The organism is Nocardia cyriacigeorgica GUH-2, from assembly GCF_000284035.1.
Lineage (GTDB): Bacteria > Actinomycetota > Actinomycetes > Mycobacteriales > Mycobacteriaceae > Nocardia > Nocardia cyriacigeorgica_B.
Genome location: NC_016887.1, coordinates 4,725,156 through 4,739,356, shown reverse-complemented (window position 1 = coordinate 4,739,356; position 14,201 = coordinate 4,725,156). Strand labels below are relative to the sequence as shown.

Here is a 14,201-nt window from a genome sequence, read left to right as displayed (position 1 = left end):
GCGAGCGCCGATGACATCGCCGTGCCCGGCGGCCGGCGGCGTCGGTGCGTGCCGGGAGTGGGCGCGCGCCACTGCTCGCAGACGAAAAATGCTGGTGGACGCGGTTCGCGCCCACCAGCATTTCGGGGGTGTTCGATCAGGCGGAGACGCCCGCCGTGCTGTTCGCCTCGACCGGCGTGGCCGCATCGGCGGAGGCTTCCGCGGATTCGCCGGCCGGCTTGCGGCGGCGACGCCTGCGACGCGCGGGCTGCTCGCCCTCGGCCTCGGTGTCGGTGGTCTCGGCCGCCGGTGCCGCGGCGGTGCGTGCCTCAGCAGCGCCGTTCACCTCGGCCGTGCTGGTCGCCTCGGCGGTGTCGCTGGGCTCGCCGGTGGCTTCGGCGGCGCCGGTGTCGGCGCCGTCCTCGGCCGTGGACTTGCGCCGGCGACGCCTGCGCCGCGCCGGACGTTCGCCCTCGTCACCGGCAGCGTCCTCGGCAGGAGCCGAACCGGCCTCCGCCTCGCCCTGCTCGCCGGCGTCGCCGGTGCTCGTGGTGGCCTCGCCGTCGATCGGCTTGCCGCCACGGGTGCGCCTGCGGTTGCGCTTGCGCGGGGTGCGCTCGGGTCGCTCGACGACCTCGGCGTCCTCGTCGCGTTCCGGCTTGGGCTTGCGGATGGTGCCGGTGACACCTTCCGGGATGCCCAGATCCGAGAACAGATGCGGTGAACGCGAATACGTTTCGACCGGCTCGGGGATGCCGAGGCCGAGGGCCTTGTCGATGCCGGCCCAGCGGTTGAGTTCGTCCCAGTCGATCAGCGTCACCGCGACGCCGGTGCGCCCGGCCCGGCCGGTACGGCCGATGCGGTGCACGTAGGTCTTCTCGTCCTCGGGGCACTGATAGTTGATGACGTGGGTGACGTCGTCGATATCGATGCCGCGGGCGGCCACATCGGTGGCGACCAGCACGTCGATGGTGCCCTTACGGAACTTGGCCAGCGCCTTCTCGCGCGCGATCTGGCCCAGATCGCCGTGCACCGCGCCCACCGCGAAACCGCGCTCGGCCAGATCGTCGGCCACCTTCTGCGCGGTGCGCTTGGTGCGGGTGAAGATCATGGTGGCGCCGCGGCCCTCGGCTTGCAGCACCCGCGCGACCAATTCGCTCTTGTCGAGCGCGTGCGCCCGGTAGATGAACTGGGCGGTGCGGTCGTGCACTGCGGAATCGTGCGGCTCCTCGGCCCGGATATGGGTCGGGCGGGTGAGGAAGGTGCGGGCCAGGGTGATGATCGGGCCCGGCATGGTGGCCGAGAACAGCATGGTCTGCCGTTTATCCGGGACCATGCCCAGAATGCGTTCGATATCGGGCAGGAAGCCCAGATCGAGCATTTCGTCGGCCTCGTCCAGGACGAGCACGCCGACCTTGCCCAGGATCAGATGCTGCTGATTGGCCAGGTCGAGCAGTCGGCCGGGGGTGCCGACGACCACGTCGACGCCGGCGCGCAACGCCTCGATCTGCGCCTCGTAGGGGCGGCCACCGTAAATGGAGACCACCTTCAGCGGGCCCTGATGATTGGTCAGGTATTTGCTCGCGTTTTCCAGGTCCTTGGTCACCTGCAGGCAGAGTTCGCGGGTCGGCACGATCACCAGTGCCCGCGGCGTTCCGTCCAGCGGGGTGGTGCCCGATTCGGCGGTGGCGATCCGATGCAGCAGTGGCACACCGAATCCGAATGTCTTGCCCATACCCGTGCGGGCCTGGCCGATGAGGTCTTCGCCGGCCAGCGCCAGCGGCAGGGTGAGTTCCTGGATCGCGAAAGTGCGTTCGATGCCCATCTCACCGAGCGCCCGCACGATTTCGGGGCGCACCCCCAATTCGGTGAAAGTCGGGGCGGTATGGGTTTCGTCCAGTTCGGCCGTCAGCAGGGTGTCGGTCAGTCCCGGTTCCTGTTCGACAGTGATCTTGCTCAGGGTTCGTGCCTTCCTCGTCATCGCGTCACGCGCGCACGAGGCGTGGGGCGGACCGGCCGGTCCGCGACGACCACGTATCCGCCTGTGATACTCACCGGGAGCTGCCGGATGTCAGCGGTACCCGCCGGAGTGGGGGCTGCCTGGGAGACATCGGCGCGGCGCATCGGTGATGCGGATCTGGTGCGCGCACATTTTCCATGGACATCGGCTTACGCGCCGGGGCCGACGGCTGTGTCGGGGGACGATCGTTTACTCGATCGGGCGCGAAATTTTCGTTGTCCGTGGTGATTGTAGCGTGATATTGTGCGCGGCCCGAAAAACTGGCACGAAAATGGCGCGGCCATTAGTTCGTTTTCGGTGCTTACCCCGGCGATCGGTCGTGCGCGACACGGTAATTCACCGGGCGTGGCGAACGGGTGATATAGGCAACAGTCCGCCCCTCATCGCCCGGCCGTGGGTGTTACCGGCGGTACCGGATGTGAGACATTCGTGTGGTGAGCATCGCAGACACCGTCACCCTCGCCGCGCGCAACGCCTGGGCTCTGACCTTCGGCTCCGGTGTGGCCGATCCCGAACCGGCACCGTCGACCGTGCTGTGGGACCAACCCCATCGCAGGCTGCTGCGATTCGACGGCGCACCGGCCGAAACCGACTCCGCGGTGCTGCTCGTGCCCCCGCTGGCCGCCCCCGCCACCTGCTTCGATCTGCAGCCGGACCAGAGCGTGGCCCGGTTCCTGCTGGAGAGCGGACGCGCGCCGTACCTGGTCGACTACGGCGAGATCACCTTCGCCGACCGCCGGATGGGCTTCGAGGACTGGATCGACGACATCCTGCCCGACGCGGTGCTGCGCGCCTCGGCCGATCGCGGCGGGGTGCCCGTCGACCTGATCGGCTGGTCGCTGGGCGGCACCCTGTCGCTGCTGACCGCCGCCGCGAACACCCAGCTGCCGATCCGGTCGATCACCGCGGTCGGCGCGCCGCTGGACTACGACAAGATGACCGGCATGCCGCAGCTGCGCGCGGTCGCCAAACTGACCGGCGGACAGGCCGTTTCGACGGTCGTGCGCGCGGCCGGCGGTGTACCCGCCGGGCTCACCCGGCTCGCCTACCGGGCCACCGCGTGGGAGCGCGAGCTCAAGCGGCCGTGGTTTGTCGCCAGCAATATCGCCCGCACCGAGACGCTGGCCCGGATGGAGACCATCGACCGGTTCATGGCCGAGATGCCCGGCTACCCCGGCCGGTTCTACGGCCAGCTGTGGGGCAGGCTCATCCTCAACAACGACATCGGCCGTGGCGTGGTGCGGCTCGGCGAGCGGCGTATCGCGCTCGCCGACGTCACCGCGCCGGTGCTGCTGGTCGGCGGGCCCAGCGACGTCATCACCCCGGCCGCCGCCGTCGAGGCCGGACTGCGCACCCTCAGCGGTGCCGCGTCGGTGCGCTACGAGACCGCACCCGGCAGCCACCTCGGGATCCTGACCGGACCCACCGCACGCGACACGACCTGGACCTACCTGGATAAATTCCTGGCGACCGAGGTCTGACCGGCCCGCGGCGCGGTAGCCGGTGCGTGCGCCGGGGACGAGGCGCGCGACGGGTATTACCCTGGTGTGCCATGGGAGCACAGTCACCTGCCGCGCTGGGTGTTTCGCCGACCGGCCCGGATTCGCCGTCCATTCCCGCCGACCATCCCGGGGTGACCGATCTGTTCGCGGTGCTCGCCTACGGTGAGATCTCCGCGTTCTACCGGCTCGCCGAGGAGGCCAAGCTCTCGCCCACCGTCCGGGGCAAGGTCGCGGTGGCGAAGATGGCCGCCGCCGAGATGGAGCACTTCAAGCGGCTCGAGGCGGCGCTGTCGGCGCGCGGGGCCGACATCTTCGAGGTGATGGCGCCGTTCGTGCGCGCGCTGGACGCCTACCACGCCTCCACCGACCCGTCGACGTGGCTCGAATCGATGGTGAAGTTCTACGTCGGTGACGGCATCGCCGCCGACTTCTACCGCGAGATCGCCGGTGTGCTCAGCCCCGATGTGGCCGAGGTGGTGCGTGATGTGCTGGCCGAGACCGGGCATTCGGAGTTCGTGGTCGACGAGGTGCGCCGCGCGGTGGCCGCCAGCCGGTCCGAGCGCGACCGGCTGACGCTGTGGGGCCGCAGGCTGCTCGGCGAGGCGATCACCCAGGCCCAGTACGTGATGGCCCAGCGCGACGAGCTCACCGAGCTGGTGCTCGCCGCCACCGGCGACCTCAACGGCATCGCCACCCTGTTCGAGCGCATGCAGGCCAGCCACGCCGAACGGATGTCGGTGCTCGGGCTGTAGTCGCCCGCTAGGCGTTGGCCGCGCGATCGCGGACCAGGTGCAGGCCGGTCGACTGGACGCGGTCGGTGAGCCAGACGATCAGGCTCTGATCGCTGGTGGTCTCCAAGGTTTCGAACGGCACGTCCACCGCACCGTGGACCGGATGGTCGAACCGCAGCAGCGACGCGGTCGGCTCGTTGAGCCGCTGCGGTGACCAGCGTTCGGCGAAATCCGGGTGACGCCGCAGCGTATCGATGGTCTCGCGGAGTGCGTCGTCGGCGGGCCAGCGCACCATGGCGCGGTTGAGCGCGGCGGCGAAGGCATCCGCGGCGTGTGGCCAATTGCGCAGCACCCGGTGGGCGGCCGGATGGGTGAAAGTGTAGCGGGCCAGGTTGGGCGAGGAATCGTCGAGCAGGCCCAGCGGTGCGGCGAAATCGGCCCAGGCGGCGTTCCAGTCGAGCACGTTCAGCTGCCGGCCGACGACGAAGGCGGGTGTCGGTGCGAGGGCCCGCAGGACCTGGGCGATGGTCTCGGGAATCTGCTCCGGCTCGGCCTCGCCGCCCGGGCAGCGCGAACCGTCGGCGGCGGTCAGGGCCAGGATGTTGAACTGATAGCGCGCCTCACCGCGCAGCAACAGGGCATCGGCGAGCGCCTCCACCACGGCGGGGGAGGGATTGTTGTCGCGTCCCTGCTCCAGGCGGGCCAGGTAGTCCGCGCTCACCCCGGCCCGCACCGCGACCTCCTCGCGGCGCAGTCCGGGGGTGCGGCGGCGGCGGCCCTCGGGCAGCCCGACATCGCCGGGCCGCAGTTCCGCGCGCCGGGCGACCAGGAATTCGGCGAACCTGCTTCGTGCCATGACGTCCATCGTGCCTCGTCGGGCCCGGTTTATCCGCGCCCTGCCAGGTCCAGGATAACGACGGTCTGGTTAGCGGACCGTGGTCCGGTCATGGTGGAGACCATGACCACTACACCGGAAACCACCACCGCGACCCAGCAGCTGCGCCCCGGATCGTGGGCCCTGGACCCCGCGCATTCGACCGTCGCCTTCACCATCCGTCACCTCGGCATCTCCAAGGTGCGCGGCAGCTTCACCAAGTTCGACACCGAATTCGTCGTCGACGAATCCGGCGCCGCGACCATCGGTGCCACCATCTACCTCGACTCCTTCGACACCGGCAACCCCGACCGCGATGCTCACGTGCGCACCGCCGACTTCCTCGACGTGGCCAACCGGCCGACGCTGACCTTCCGCGCCACCGCGCCGGTACAGATCGAGGAAACCTTCACCGTCGAGGGCGAGGCGACCCTCGGCCAGATCACCAAGCCGGTCACCCTCGAGGTCGAGTGGGGCGGGGTGCAGGAGTTCGGCGCCACCGGCGACAACCACGCCGGATTCTCCGCCACCGGCACCATCAAGCGCACCGATTTCGGCGTCGGCGGCCCGCTGCCCGGCATGCTCAGCGACGCGGTCAAGGTGGAACTCGACATCCAGCTCGTCGAGCCGAAGTAGCGCTCGGGCGTTTCGCTGACAGCGCAGGCGGTCAGGTGCCTGCACCCCGCGCGGCTGCATTAGCCTTGGTGCGACAGCACACGACTCTATGTTCGGAGGTTGGCCGTGGAGGTCAAGATCGGTATTTCGGATAGCCCGCGCGAGCTCGTCATCACCAGCTCGCAGACCCCCGACGAGGTCGAGGCGCTGGTGTCCGGAGCCCTGAGCGGGGATAGCGGTGTCGTCGCGCTGACCGACGAGAAGGGCCGCAAGTTCCTGATCCAGGCGTCGAAGGTCGCCTACGTGGAGATCGGCACCGCCACCGGCGGCCGCGTCGGCTTCGCCGCCGTATAAGTCTTCCGAACGAAGAGCCCCTGGTATCCGGCCGGACCGGATACCAGGGGCTTCGTCGTTGTCGCGCTGTTACTGCTCGTCGCGAGCGCGCAGCACCTGCTCGATCGGATGCAGCGGCACGTGGGACAGCCCTCCCCATGCCAGTGCGACCGTGGTGTCGACGGCCTCGTCCTTCGGGATCGGGCGGTCGGCTTCGAGCCAGTAGCGCGCGGTGAACTGGCTCGCCCCGACCAGGCCGACCGCGAGGATGCGGGCCCGGTACGGGTCGAGGCCGGAGTCGTGGGCCACCAGATCGAAGACCGCGTCCACGCAGGCCTCGGTGGCCTGCTCGACCCGGCGCTGCACCTGCGGCTCGTTGGTCAGGTCGGATTCGAAGACCAGCCGGAAGCCCTGCATCTCGTTGTCGACGAAGTCGAAGTAGGCCTGTACGGCCGCGCGCACGCGCTGACGGTTGTCGGTGGTGGAGCGCAGCGCCTGGCGCACGCTCGACACCAGCATGTCGACGTAGTTCTGCAGCACCGCGACATACAGCTCGAGCTTGCTGGTGAAGTGCTGGTAGAGCACCGGCTTGCTGACGCCCGCGCATTGCGAGATCTCGTCCATGCCCGCGGCGTGATAGCCACGCAGCACGAACACCTCACTGGCAGCGGCGAGCAGCTGCTGGCGTCGTTCGTCGCGCGGCAGCCTGGTGCCGCGCTTGGCCGGGGTCATGGCCTCGGACGACGTTCTGCGGGACGTCATCCGGTCCACGAGGTCAGTCATTTCGGATCTCCCAGTCGATTCCCCGGCAAAAGGGGTGTGCACCGGGTTATCCACAGCACGATACCCGCTCGCGTCACACTTTCCGATGGGGGTGGTGAATGCACAGCGATCGGTGAGAAATCTCGCAGTGATCTACCGGCCCGCCAATGCCCGGTGCCGCGGTCTTTGCCACTGTGAGAGGCTGTTTCCCGTGACCGACCGACCGGAAAAGCCGACCGGCGGCGGGCGCGATGCGCACCGCCCCCGTGATTCCGAGGACTCCGGTTCCGCAGTGACGAGCCCCGTGGCATGGCCGGATCCCGGCACCTCCGACCGTTCGCGGCAGCCGTTGCGGGCTCGCTGGGACCCCACCGCACCGGATGAGAAGGCTCGCTCGCGCGCCCCGCGTCCGGCGCGGGATGTGAAGAAGCAGAGCGCCATCGGCCGGTTCGTGTCCACCTACGGCTGGCGGGCCTACGCGCTGCCGGTGTTGTTCGCGGTGACGCTGATCGTGGTCGTCGACGCGATCCGCACCGGTCCCGACTCCGCTCCGGCGGCGGGTGAGCCCGGTTTCGGACGGCTGAGCCCGCCCGCGGCCAGCGCAGGCGTCATCGGCGCACCGCCCGGTGACGGCAAGTTCCCCGACGATCTGCCCACCGGCGCCCTGCCCGAGGGCGGCCAGTTCGTGGAGACCGGTGCCGGCACCTGGCGGGTGGTGCCGGGCACCAGCGCCCAGGTGGGCATCGGCGAGGAATACGTCTTCAGCTACACCGTGGAAATCGAGGACGGACTCGACACCACCGGCTACGGCGGCGACGCCGCGGTGGCGAAGATGGTCGACTCCACCCTGGCCAACCCGAAGAGCTGGACCCATGACCGCAAGTTCGCTTTCCGCCGGGTGGATCAGGGTGAACCGGACTTCCGGGTCTCGCTCACCTCGCGCCAGACCGCCCGCGGCGCATGCGGTTTCGAGATCGAGATCGATTCCTCCTGCTACAACTCCGACCTCGGCCGGGTGGTGTTGTCGGAAGCGCGCTGGGTGCGCGGGGCGCTGGCCTTCGAAGGCGATATCGGCTCCTACCGGCAGTACCTGGTCAACCACGAGGTCGGCCATGCCATCGGCTACCACCAGCATCAGCCGTGTGAGACCGACGGCGGGCTGGCGCCGGTGATGATGCAGCAAACCTTCGGCGTGGAGAACAACGTCATCGCCACCCTCGATCCCGACGGCGTGGTCCCGATGGACGGTAAGCGCTGCCGGTTCAATCCCTGGCCCTATCCGCGCGGGTAGTCCGGCCGGGCCGGTTGACGCCCGGCGCCGCCGATGCGCGACCATGGGCGGGGAAGAACGGCCGGGTCATCGGTGTTGCACCGGTAGCGCACCCAGGCGTGCGCCCGTCGCATCGTGATCGGCCCATTCGATTCGAGGAGTTCTGGACGTGTCATCACCGAAGTCCCTGCCACCACTGGTCGAGCCGGCCGCGGAGCTGACCAGGGACGAGGTCGCCCGCTACAGCCGCCACCTGATCATTCCCGATGTGGGCGTGGACGGGCAGAAACGGCTGAAGAACGCCAAGGTGCTGGTGATCGGGGCGGGTGGGCTCGGCTCGCCTGCCCTGCTGTACCTGGCCGCCGCCGGTGTCGGCACGCTCGGCATCGTCGAGTTCGACGAGGTCGACCTGTCCAATCTGCAACGCCAGGTCATCCACGGTGAATCCGATATCGGCCGGTCCAAGGCCGACAGTGCGCGCGATTCGATCCTGGAGATCAACTCCGGAATCGACGTGCGGCTGCACAAGATCCGGCTGGAGCCGGACAACGCCGTCGAGCTGTTCGCCGAATACGACCTGATCGTCGACGGCACCGACAACTTCGCCACCCGCTACCTGGTCAACGACGCCGCCGTGCTGGCGGGCAAGCCGTATGTGTGGGGCTCGATCTACCGGTTCGAGGGCCAGGTGTCGGTGTTCTGGGAGGACGCCCCCGACGGCCGCGGCATCAACTACCGCGACCTCTACCCGGAGGCGCCGCCGCCGGGCATGGTCCCGTCCTGCGCCGAGGGCGGTGTGCTCGGTGTGCTGTGCGCGTCGATCGGCTCGATCATGGTGACCGAGGCGATCAAGCTGATCACCGGCATCGGCGACCCGTTGCTGGGCCGGCTGATGGTCTACGACGCACTGGATATGACCTACCGGACCATCAAGCTGCGCCGCGACCCGGAACGTCAGCCGATCACCGAGCTGATCGACTACGACGCGTTCTGCGGTGTGGTGAGCGAGGAGGGTCAGGCGGCCGCCGCCGGTTCCACGATCACCGCTCGCGAGCTCAAGGAGATGCTCGATGCCGGCAAGCCGGTGCATCTGGTGGACGTGCGTGAGCCGGTGGAATGGGACATCGTGCACATCGAGGGCGCGACGCTGATCCCGAAGGACCGCATCCTGTCCGGTGAGGCGTTGTCGGAGCTGCCGCAGAATCAGCCGATCGTGCTGCACTGCAAGACCGGTATCCGCTCGGCGGAGGCGCTGGCCGCGCTCAAGCGCGCCGGGTTCGCCGACGCCACCCATCTGCAGGGCGGTGTGATCGCCTGGGCCAACCAGGTCGACCCCTCGCTGCCGGTGTACTGACCGGCCCGGCACATCGCCGGCAATCTCGGCGCGGCGCCCGTTTCGGGCGCGTCGCCGGGAGTACGGTACGGCCGTGACATCTGTGGAGCCTCCCGAGCATGTGCGAGCCACGTTCGGCCTGCGCGAGGTGACGCCGATTGCGCTGGGCGACTGGGAAGGCGGCTGGCGTCTCGGTGATGTGGTGCTCAGCCCGGTCGCCGATCACGCCAGGGCGGCCTGGTCGGCCAAGGTGCGCGAAACGCTGAAGGTCGACGGGCTGCGGCTGGCGCGGCCGGTGCGTGCCACCGACGGCCGCTACGTCGTCTCCGGCTGGCGGGCCGACACCTTCCTGGAGGGCATTCCGGAACCGCGCCACGACGAGGTGGTGTCGGTGTCGCTGCGGTTGCATGCCGCCACCGCGCACTTGGAGCGGCCGCGGTTCCTGGTGCAGCCGCCGGTGGCGCCGTGGATGGATGTCGATGTGTTCGTCGCCGCCGACCGCGCCGCCTGGGAGGCGGTGCCGCTGCGCAGCCTGCGCGCGGGCGGGACGCTGCCGGCGACCTCACCGGACGGCAGGCACAGCATGGAGCTGATCGGCCAGCTCGCCACCCTGCGGAAACCGGTGCAGACCCCGGCGCAGCTGGTGCACGGCGACCTGTTCGGCACGGTCTTGTTCTCCGGTGCCGATACTCCCGGCCTCAGCGATATCACCCCGTATTGGCGGCCGGCCGCGTGGGCGGCGGGTGTGGTGGTGGTGGACGCGCTGTCGTGGGGCGGCGCCGACGACGGGCTGCTGGAGCGCTGGTCGGATCTGCCGGAGTGGCCGCAGATGTTGTTGCGCGCGGTGATGTTCCGGCTCGCCGTGCACGCGCTGCATCCGCGGTCCACGCCGGAGGCCCTGCCGGGTCTGGCGCGGACCGCGGATATGGTTCGCTTCCTGCTCTGAGCTGTTCGGACTCAGACGTTCGCGTAGGCCAGTGACGGCACCCGCGCCACCGCGAACGACGAGCGCAGGTAGAACCACCACGTCACGCCCGCCATCACCAGGAAGGCGACCGCGTACGCCCAGAAGGCGGGCGACATGCTGCCGAAGTTGGTGTTGGACAAGCGAAGTGCCTGTTGCAGCAGGTAGCCGCCGGAGGCGCCGATCGCCCCGATGACGCCGATCGCCGCACCCGCCTGGCGTTTCGCCGACGCCGCCGCCTCGGCCGGATCGAGACCGTGCTCGCTCGCGTAGCGGCCGGCTTCGGCGCTGAAGATCGACGGGATCATCCGGTAGGTGGAGCCGTTGCCGATGCCGGTGAGCACGAACAGCAGCAGGAACGAGATCAGGTACAGCGGAAAGCTGTTCAGTTCCAGCGCCGCCAGGATCAGCACCACCGCCACGGCCATGCCGCCGAACACCGCGAGGGTGATCTTGGCACCGCCCACCCGGTCGGCGATCCAGCCGCCGAACGGCCTGCTGAACGAACCGACCAGGGCGCCGAGGAAGGCGAGGTTGCCCAGCGTGGTGATCCAGCCGATGTTCGCCAGGTTCGGGAAGTTGGCCTTGATCAGGGTGGGGAAGGCGAAGGAGAACCCGATGAACGAACCGAAGGTGCCGATGTAGAGCAGCGACATCACCCAGGTGTGCGGGTTGGTCAGCGCCAGCCGGTAGGAGCGGCCGTCGGATTTGGCGGTGCGCAGGCTGTCCATGCAGCGCAACGCGCCGATGGTGGCGATCAGGATGAACGGCACCCACACCAGCACGGCGAGGGTGATGCCGAGCCGGTAGCCGGCCGGATCCTTCGCGGTCAGATGGGTGCCGAAGGTGATCAGCAGTGGCAGGATCAGCTGGGTCTGCGCCACCCCGAGATTGCCGCCGGCGGCGTTGATGCCAAGAGCCGCACCCTTTTTCCCTTCCGGGAAGAAGAAGGAGATGTTGGCCATCGACGAGGAGAAGTTGCCGCCACCCACGCCGGCCAGCGCCGCCAGCAGCAGGAACACCCACATCGGGGTCTCGGGCTGGTTGACGAAATAGGCGAGCCCCAGCGTCGGCAGCAACAGCATGGCCGCGCTGAACGCGGTGAAGGCGCGGCCGCCGAAGCGGGGGATGGCGAAGGTGTACGGAATGCGCAGGGCCGCACCGACCAACGTCGGGGTGGAGGTCAGCAGCAGGGCGTTGCTCACCGCCACCGGATCGCCCTTCCCGAGCCCGGCCAGGAAGCCGAATCCGGCCGCGCCCATGGCGGTCACGACCGAACCCCAGATCACCCAGATGCTGAAGCCGAGGTTTTCGGCGAAGACCGAGAACGCGAGATTCTTGCGGGCGGTGCGTGCCCCGCCCGCGGCCCAGAATTGCGGATCGTCCGGTTCCCAGGTGTCGATCCAACGTCCGCGCCGCTGGTAGGTGAACGACGGTGTGCTGCTGCCGGTGTCGATTGTCGCGGTCATCGGCTCCCTCTCGATCGCAGTGCGACCGCTGTCTCATCGCGGCAGCGCTGCCTCGTCGCAGCGGCGTGGTCGCCCCGGCGGCTGATCGACGCGCCGGGTGCCTGAGCGGTCGAATCACAAGGTAGGAGCCGGTTGTTGCGCTCAGGTGGCGCGCAGTGACGATCGCGGCACATCTGCCTCACCGGTGCTCGGACACACCGGTGACCGATCGGTTACTCGGCCGCGGTGCCCGGGGCCGGGTACTCGGCGAGCAGGGAACCGAGGAAGCAGCGCGCGGCCTGAGCGGCGCGTTCGGGATCGCCGTCGATGACGGCCTGCACCAGCTCGCGATGTTCGGCGTCATAGGACTCGCCGTATTTGGAGGTGCGCGAGCGGATGCCGGCTTCGATCACCGGCAGCAGTGAGTCGTAGAACTCGAGGTAGACCGCGTTGTGGCTGGCGACCACGATGGCGCGGTGCAGTTGCACGTCGGCCTCGATGGCGGCGGGGTTGTCCTCGTCCCAGGATTTGCTGCGTTCCTCGAGCAGGTGGCGCATGGTGGCGATATCGGTCTCGTCGCGGCGTTGCGCGGCAAGGGCGGCGGCGGTGGTGTCGAGGGCCTGGCGCAGTTCCAGGATGTCGCGTTCCTGGGCGTCGGCGAAGTACTTCGCCAGCGCGCCGCTGACCTCGGAGCTGGCGATCACATAGGTGCCCGACCCCTGGCGGCGTTCGAGCATGCCGGCGTGCACGAGCGCTTGCACCGCCTCACGCAAGGTATTTCGGCCGGTGCCGGTGAGTTCGGCGAGCTCCGGCTCGGTGGGTATGCGCGAGCCGATCGGCCAACGGCCCGAGCGGATTTCGGCCCGGAGCTGTTCGGTGACCTGCGCGATGAGACTGGTGCGGCGGACGGGTTGCACCGAAACAGGGTACCGCTCGTCACATCGGCTTGCTCCCGTCATCCGGTCATCCTATGATTTCTCGGTGACCGCAACTCTGCCCGAAACCACCGCTAGCCCCGCAGGCACGACGGCCCGGCGCCGCCGCGCGCTGGTCGAAGGCCGGCTGCTGGTACTCGCGGCGATCATCATGTCGGCGCTGGTGTTGCGCGTCGCGGTCACCGCGTTCAGCCCGCTGGCCGAGGAGATCGGCCACGAGATCGGCTACGGAACCGCCGTCGTCGGCGTGTTCGGCATGATCCCCACCTTGATGTTCTCGCTCTCGGGCCTGCTGACGCCGCTCATGGTGCGCCGTTTGGGCCTCGAACGCACCGCGCTGGCCGCCATGCTGATGGCCGGGCTGGGCATGCTCATCCGGGTGCTGGTCTCCGGCACCACCGAACTGTTCGTCTTCTCCGCGCTGGCCCTCGGCGGCATGGGCATCGGCAATGTCGTGATCCCGCCGCTGGTCAAGCGGTACTTCCCGGATCGGCTGGCGATCGTCAGCGCGCTCTACATCACCATGGTGCAGATCGGCACCGTGCTGCCCGCGCTGGTCGCGGTGCCGGTGGCCGAGGCGCACGGCTGGCGGATCTCGCTGGGCATGTGGGCCCTGCTGGGCTTCGCCGCCGCCGTGCCGTGGTTCGGCGTGCTGCGCGATCGCCGCGGCCGCGACACCGCCGACACCACCGCGCTGCCCGCGGATGGGCACACCACCGGTAAGGCCTGGCGATCGCCGGTGGCCTGGGGTATGGCCGGCATGTTCGGCATGACCTCGCTGACCACCTACTCGATGTTCACCTGGCTGCCGACGATCTTCGCCGACGCGGGCGCGAGCGCGGCCTTCGGCGGCACGATGGTCGCGTTGTTCGCGGTGGTCGGCCTGATCGCCGCGCTGACCGCGCCGACCGTCGCGGCCCGGATGACCAACCCGTTCCCGGTGGTGATCGGCTGCGCGGTGTGTTTCTTCGTGGCCTTCACCGCCCTGCTGATCGCGCCGATGAGCGCGCCGATCCTGTGGGTGATCGTGCTGGGCCTTGGCCCGAGCACCTTCCCGATGGCGCTGACGCTGATCAACCTGCGCACCCGCACCCCGGCCGGTTCGGCGTCGCTGTCGGGCTTCACCCAGGGCGTCGGTTACGCGGTGGCCTGCGCGGGCCCGGTGCTGTTCGGCATGCTGCACACCGCCACGGGCGGCTGGGCCGCGCCGTTCGCCTTCCTGGGCGTCGCGGTGCTGGTGCTACTGGCCGGTGCCTGGCAGGCGTGCAAGCCGCGCATGCTCGAGGACACCTGGTCGGCCCGCTGACGGATCCGGCGCCGGGCAGTCCGGCGCCGGAATTCCGCGTTCGATGACGTAGGACTTGCGGCCGAGCGTGACGCAGGTCATGCTGGCAGGCGACCTCACCGCGCCGATACGCGCGAGCAGGCGTTCGGA

13 protein-coding genes are annotated in these 14,201 nt (G+C 69.2%); 8 read left to right on the top strand and 5 right to left on the bottom strand.

Annotation, left to right across the window (positions count from 1 at the left end; all coding sequences use genetic code 11):
- Positions 1 to 136: 136 nt before the first annotated feature.
- A complete protein-coding gene (locus NOCYR_RS21495; RefSeq protein ID WP_014352512.1) occupies positions 137 to 1,960 on the bottom strand; it encodes a DEAD/DEAH box helicase in 1,824 nt (607 codons plus the stop codon).
- A gap of 473 nt (positions 1,961 to 2,433) precedes the next feature.
- Between NOCYR_RS21495 and NOCYR_RS21490 the strand changes: the two genes are divergently transcribed.
- Positions 2,434 to 3,480, top strand: coding sequence for an alpha/beta fold hydrolase (locus NOCYR_RS21490; protein ID WP_086008276.1), 1,047 nt, complete (start codon positions 2,434 to 2,436; stop codon positions 3,478 to 3,480).
- A 71-nt stretch (positions 3,481 to 3,551) separates the two neighbouring features.
- Positions 3,552 to 4,253 carry a ferritin-like fold-containing protein gene (locus tag NOCYR_RS21485; RefSeq protein ID WP_048833593.1) on the top strand — a complete coding sequence of 234 codons (702 nt, stop codon included), beginning with the start codon at positions 3,552 to 3,554 and terminating at the stop codon, positions 4,251 to 4,253.
- A 7-nt stretch (positions 4,254 to 4,260) separates the two neighbouring features.
- Here the strand turns inward: NOCYR_RS21485 and NOCYR_RS21480 are convergent, their stop codons facing one another.
- Entirely contained in the window at positions 4,261 to 5,088 is an 828-nt protein-coding gene (locus NOCYR_RS21480; RefSeq protein ID WP_048834365.1) for a helix-turn-helix transcriptional regulator, read from the bottom strand.
- Positions 5,089 to 5,190: 102 nt separating this feature from the next.
- On the opposite strand from NOCYR_RS21480, the gene NOCYR_RS21475 reads away from it, so the two are divergent.
- Positions 5,191 to 5,742 (top strand): YceI family protein, encoded by a 552-nt coding sequence (locus tag NOCYR_RS21475; RefSeq protein ID WP_148280715.1) that lies wholly within the window; start codon positions 5,191 to 5,193, stop codon positions 5,740 to 5,742.
- A 105-nt stretch (positions 5,743 to 5,847) separates the two neighbouring features.
- Positions 5,848 to 6,075 (top strand): DUF3107 domain-containing protein, encoded by a 228-nt coding sequence (locus NOCYR_RS21470; protein ID WP_014352507.1) that lies wholly within the window; start codon positions 5,848 to 5,850, stop codon positions 6,073 to 6,075.
- 69 nt (positions 6,076 to 6,144) lie between these two features.
- Here NOCYR_RS21470 and NOCYR_RS21465 read toward each other — a convergent pair whose 3' ends face one another.
- A complete protein-coding gene (locus NOCYR_RS21465) occupies positions 6,145 to 6,837 on the bottom strand; it encodes a TetR/AcrR family transcriptional regulator (protein ID WP_048833592.1) in 693 nt (230 codons plus the stop codon).
- A gap of 271 nt (positions 6,838 to 7,108) precedes the next feature.
- Here NOCYR_RS21465 and NOCYR_RS21460 point away from each other — a divergent pair, with 271 nt between their 5' ends.
- The 3 genes from NOCYR_RS21460 to NOCYR_RS21450 all read left to right on the top strand — a co-directional run bounded on the left by NOCYR_RS21460 (position 7,109) and on the right by NOCYR_RS21450 (position 10,365).
- A complete protein-coding gene (locus NOCYR_RS21460; protein WP_231855978.1) occupies positions 7,109 to 8,107 on the top strand; it encodes a DUF3152 domain-containing protein in 999 nt (332 codons plus the stop codon).
- A gap of 148 nt (positions 8,108 to 8,255) precedes the next feature.
- Positions 8,256 to 9,440: an adenylyltransferase/sulfurtransferase MoeZ gene (gene moeZ / locus NOCYR_RS21455; protein ID WP_014352504.1), complete on the top strand. Its 1,185-nt coding sequence runs from the start codon at positions 8,256 to 8,258 to the stop codon at positions 9,438 to 9,440.
- Between the two features lie 73 nt (positions 9,441 to 9,513).
- A complete protein-coding gene (locus NOCYR_RS21450) occupies positions 9,514 to 10,365 on the top strand; it encodes a TIGR02569 family protein (protein WP_048833591.1) in 852 nt (283 codons plus the stop codon).
- A gap of 11 nt (positions 10,366 to 10,376) precedes the next feature.
- On the opposite strand, the gene NOCYR_RS21445 is transcribed toward NOCYR_RS21450, so the two are convergent.
- Together NOCYR_RS21445 and NOCYR_RS21440 are read right to left on the bottom strand one after the other, a co-directional pair.
- Positions 10,377 to 11,852, bottom strand: a complete 1,476-nt coding sequence (locus NOCYR_RS21445) for an MFS transporter (protein ID WP_014352502.1) — start codon at positions 11,850 to 11,852, stop codon at positions 10,377 to 10,379.
- 212 nt (positions 11,853 to 12,064) lie between these two features.
- Positions 12,065 to 12,748 carry a FadR/GntR family transcriptional regulator gene (locus NOCYR_RS21440; protein WP_014352501.1) on the bottom strand — a complete coding sequence of 228 codons (684 nt, stop codon included), beginning with the start codon at positions 12,746 to 12,748 and terminating at the stop codon, positions 12,065 to 12,067.
- Positions 12,749 to 12,812: 64 nt separating this feature from the next.
- Between NOCYR_RS21440 and NOCYR_RS21435 the strand changes: the two genes are divergently transcribed.
- Positions 12,813 to 14,072 (top strand): CynX/NimT family MFS transporter, encoded by a 1,260-nt coding sequence (locus NOCYR_RS21435; protein WP_014352500.1) that lies wholly within the window; start codon positions 12,813 to 12,815, stop codon positions 14,070 to 14,072.
- Positions 14,073 to 14,201 lie beyond the last annotated feature (129 nt).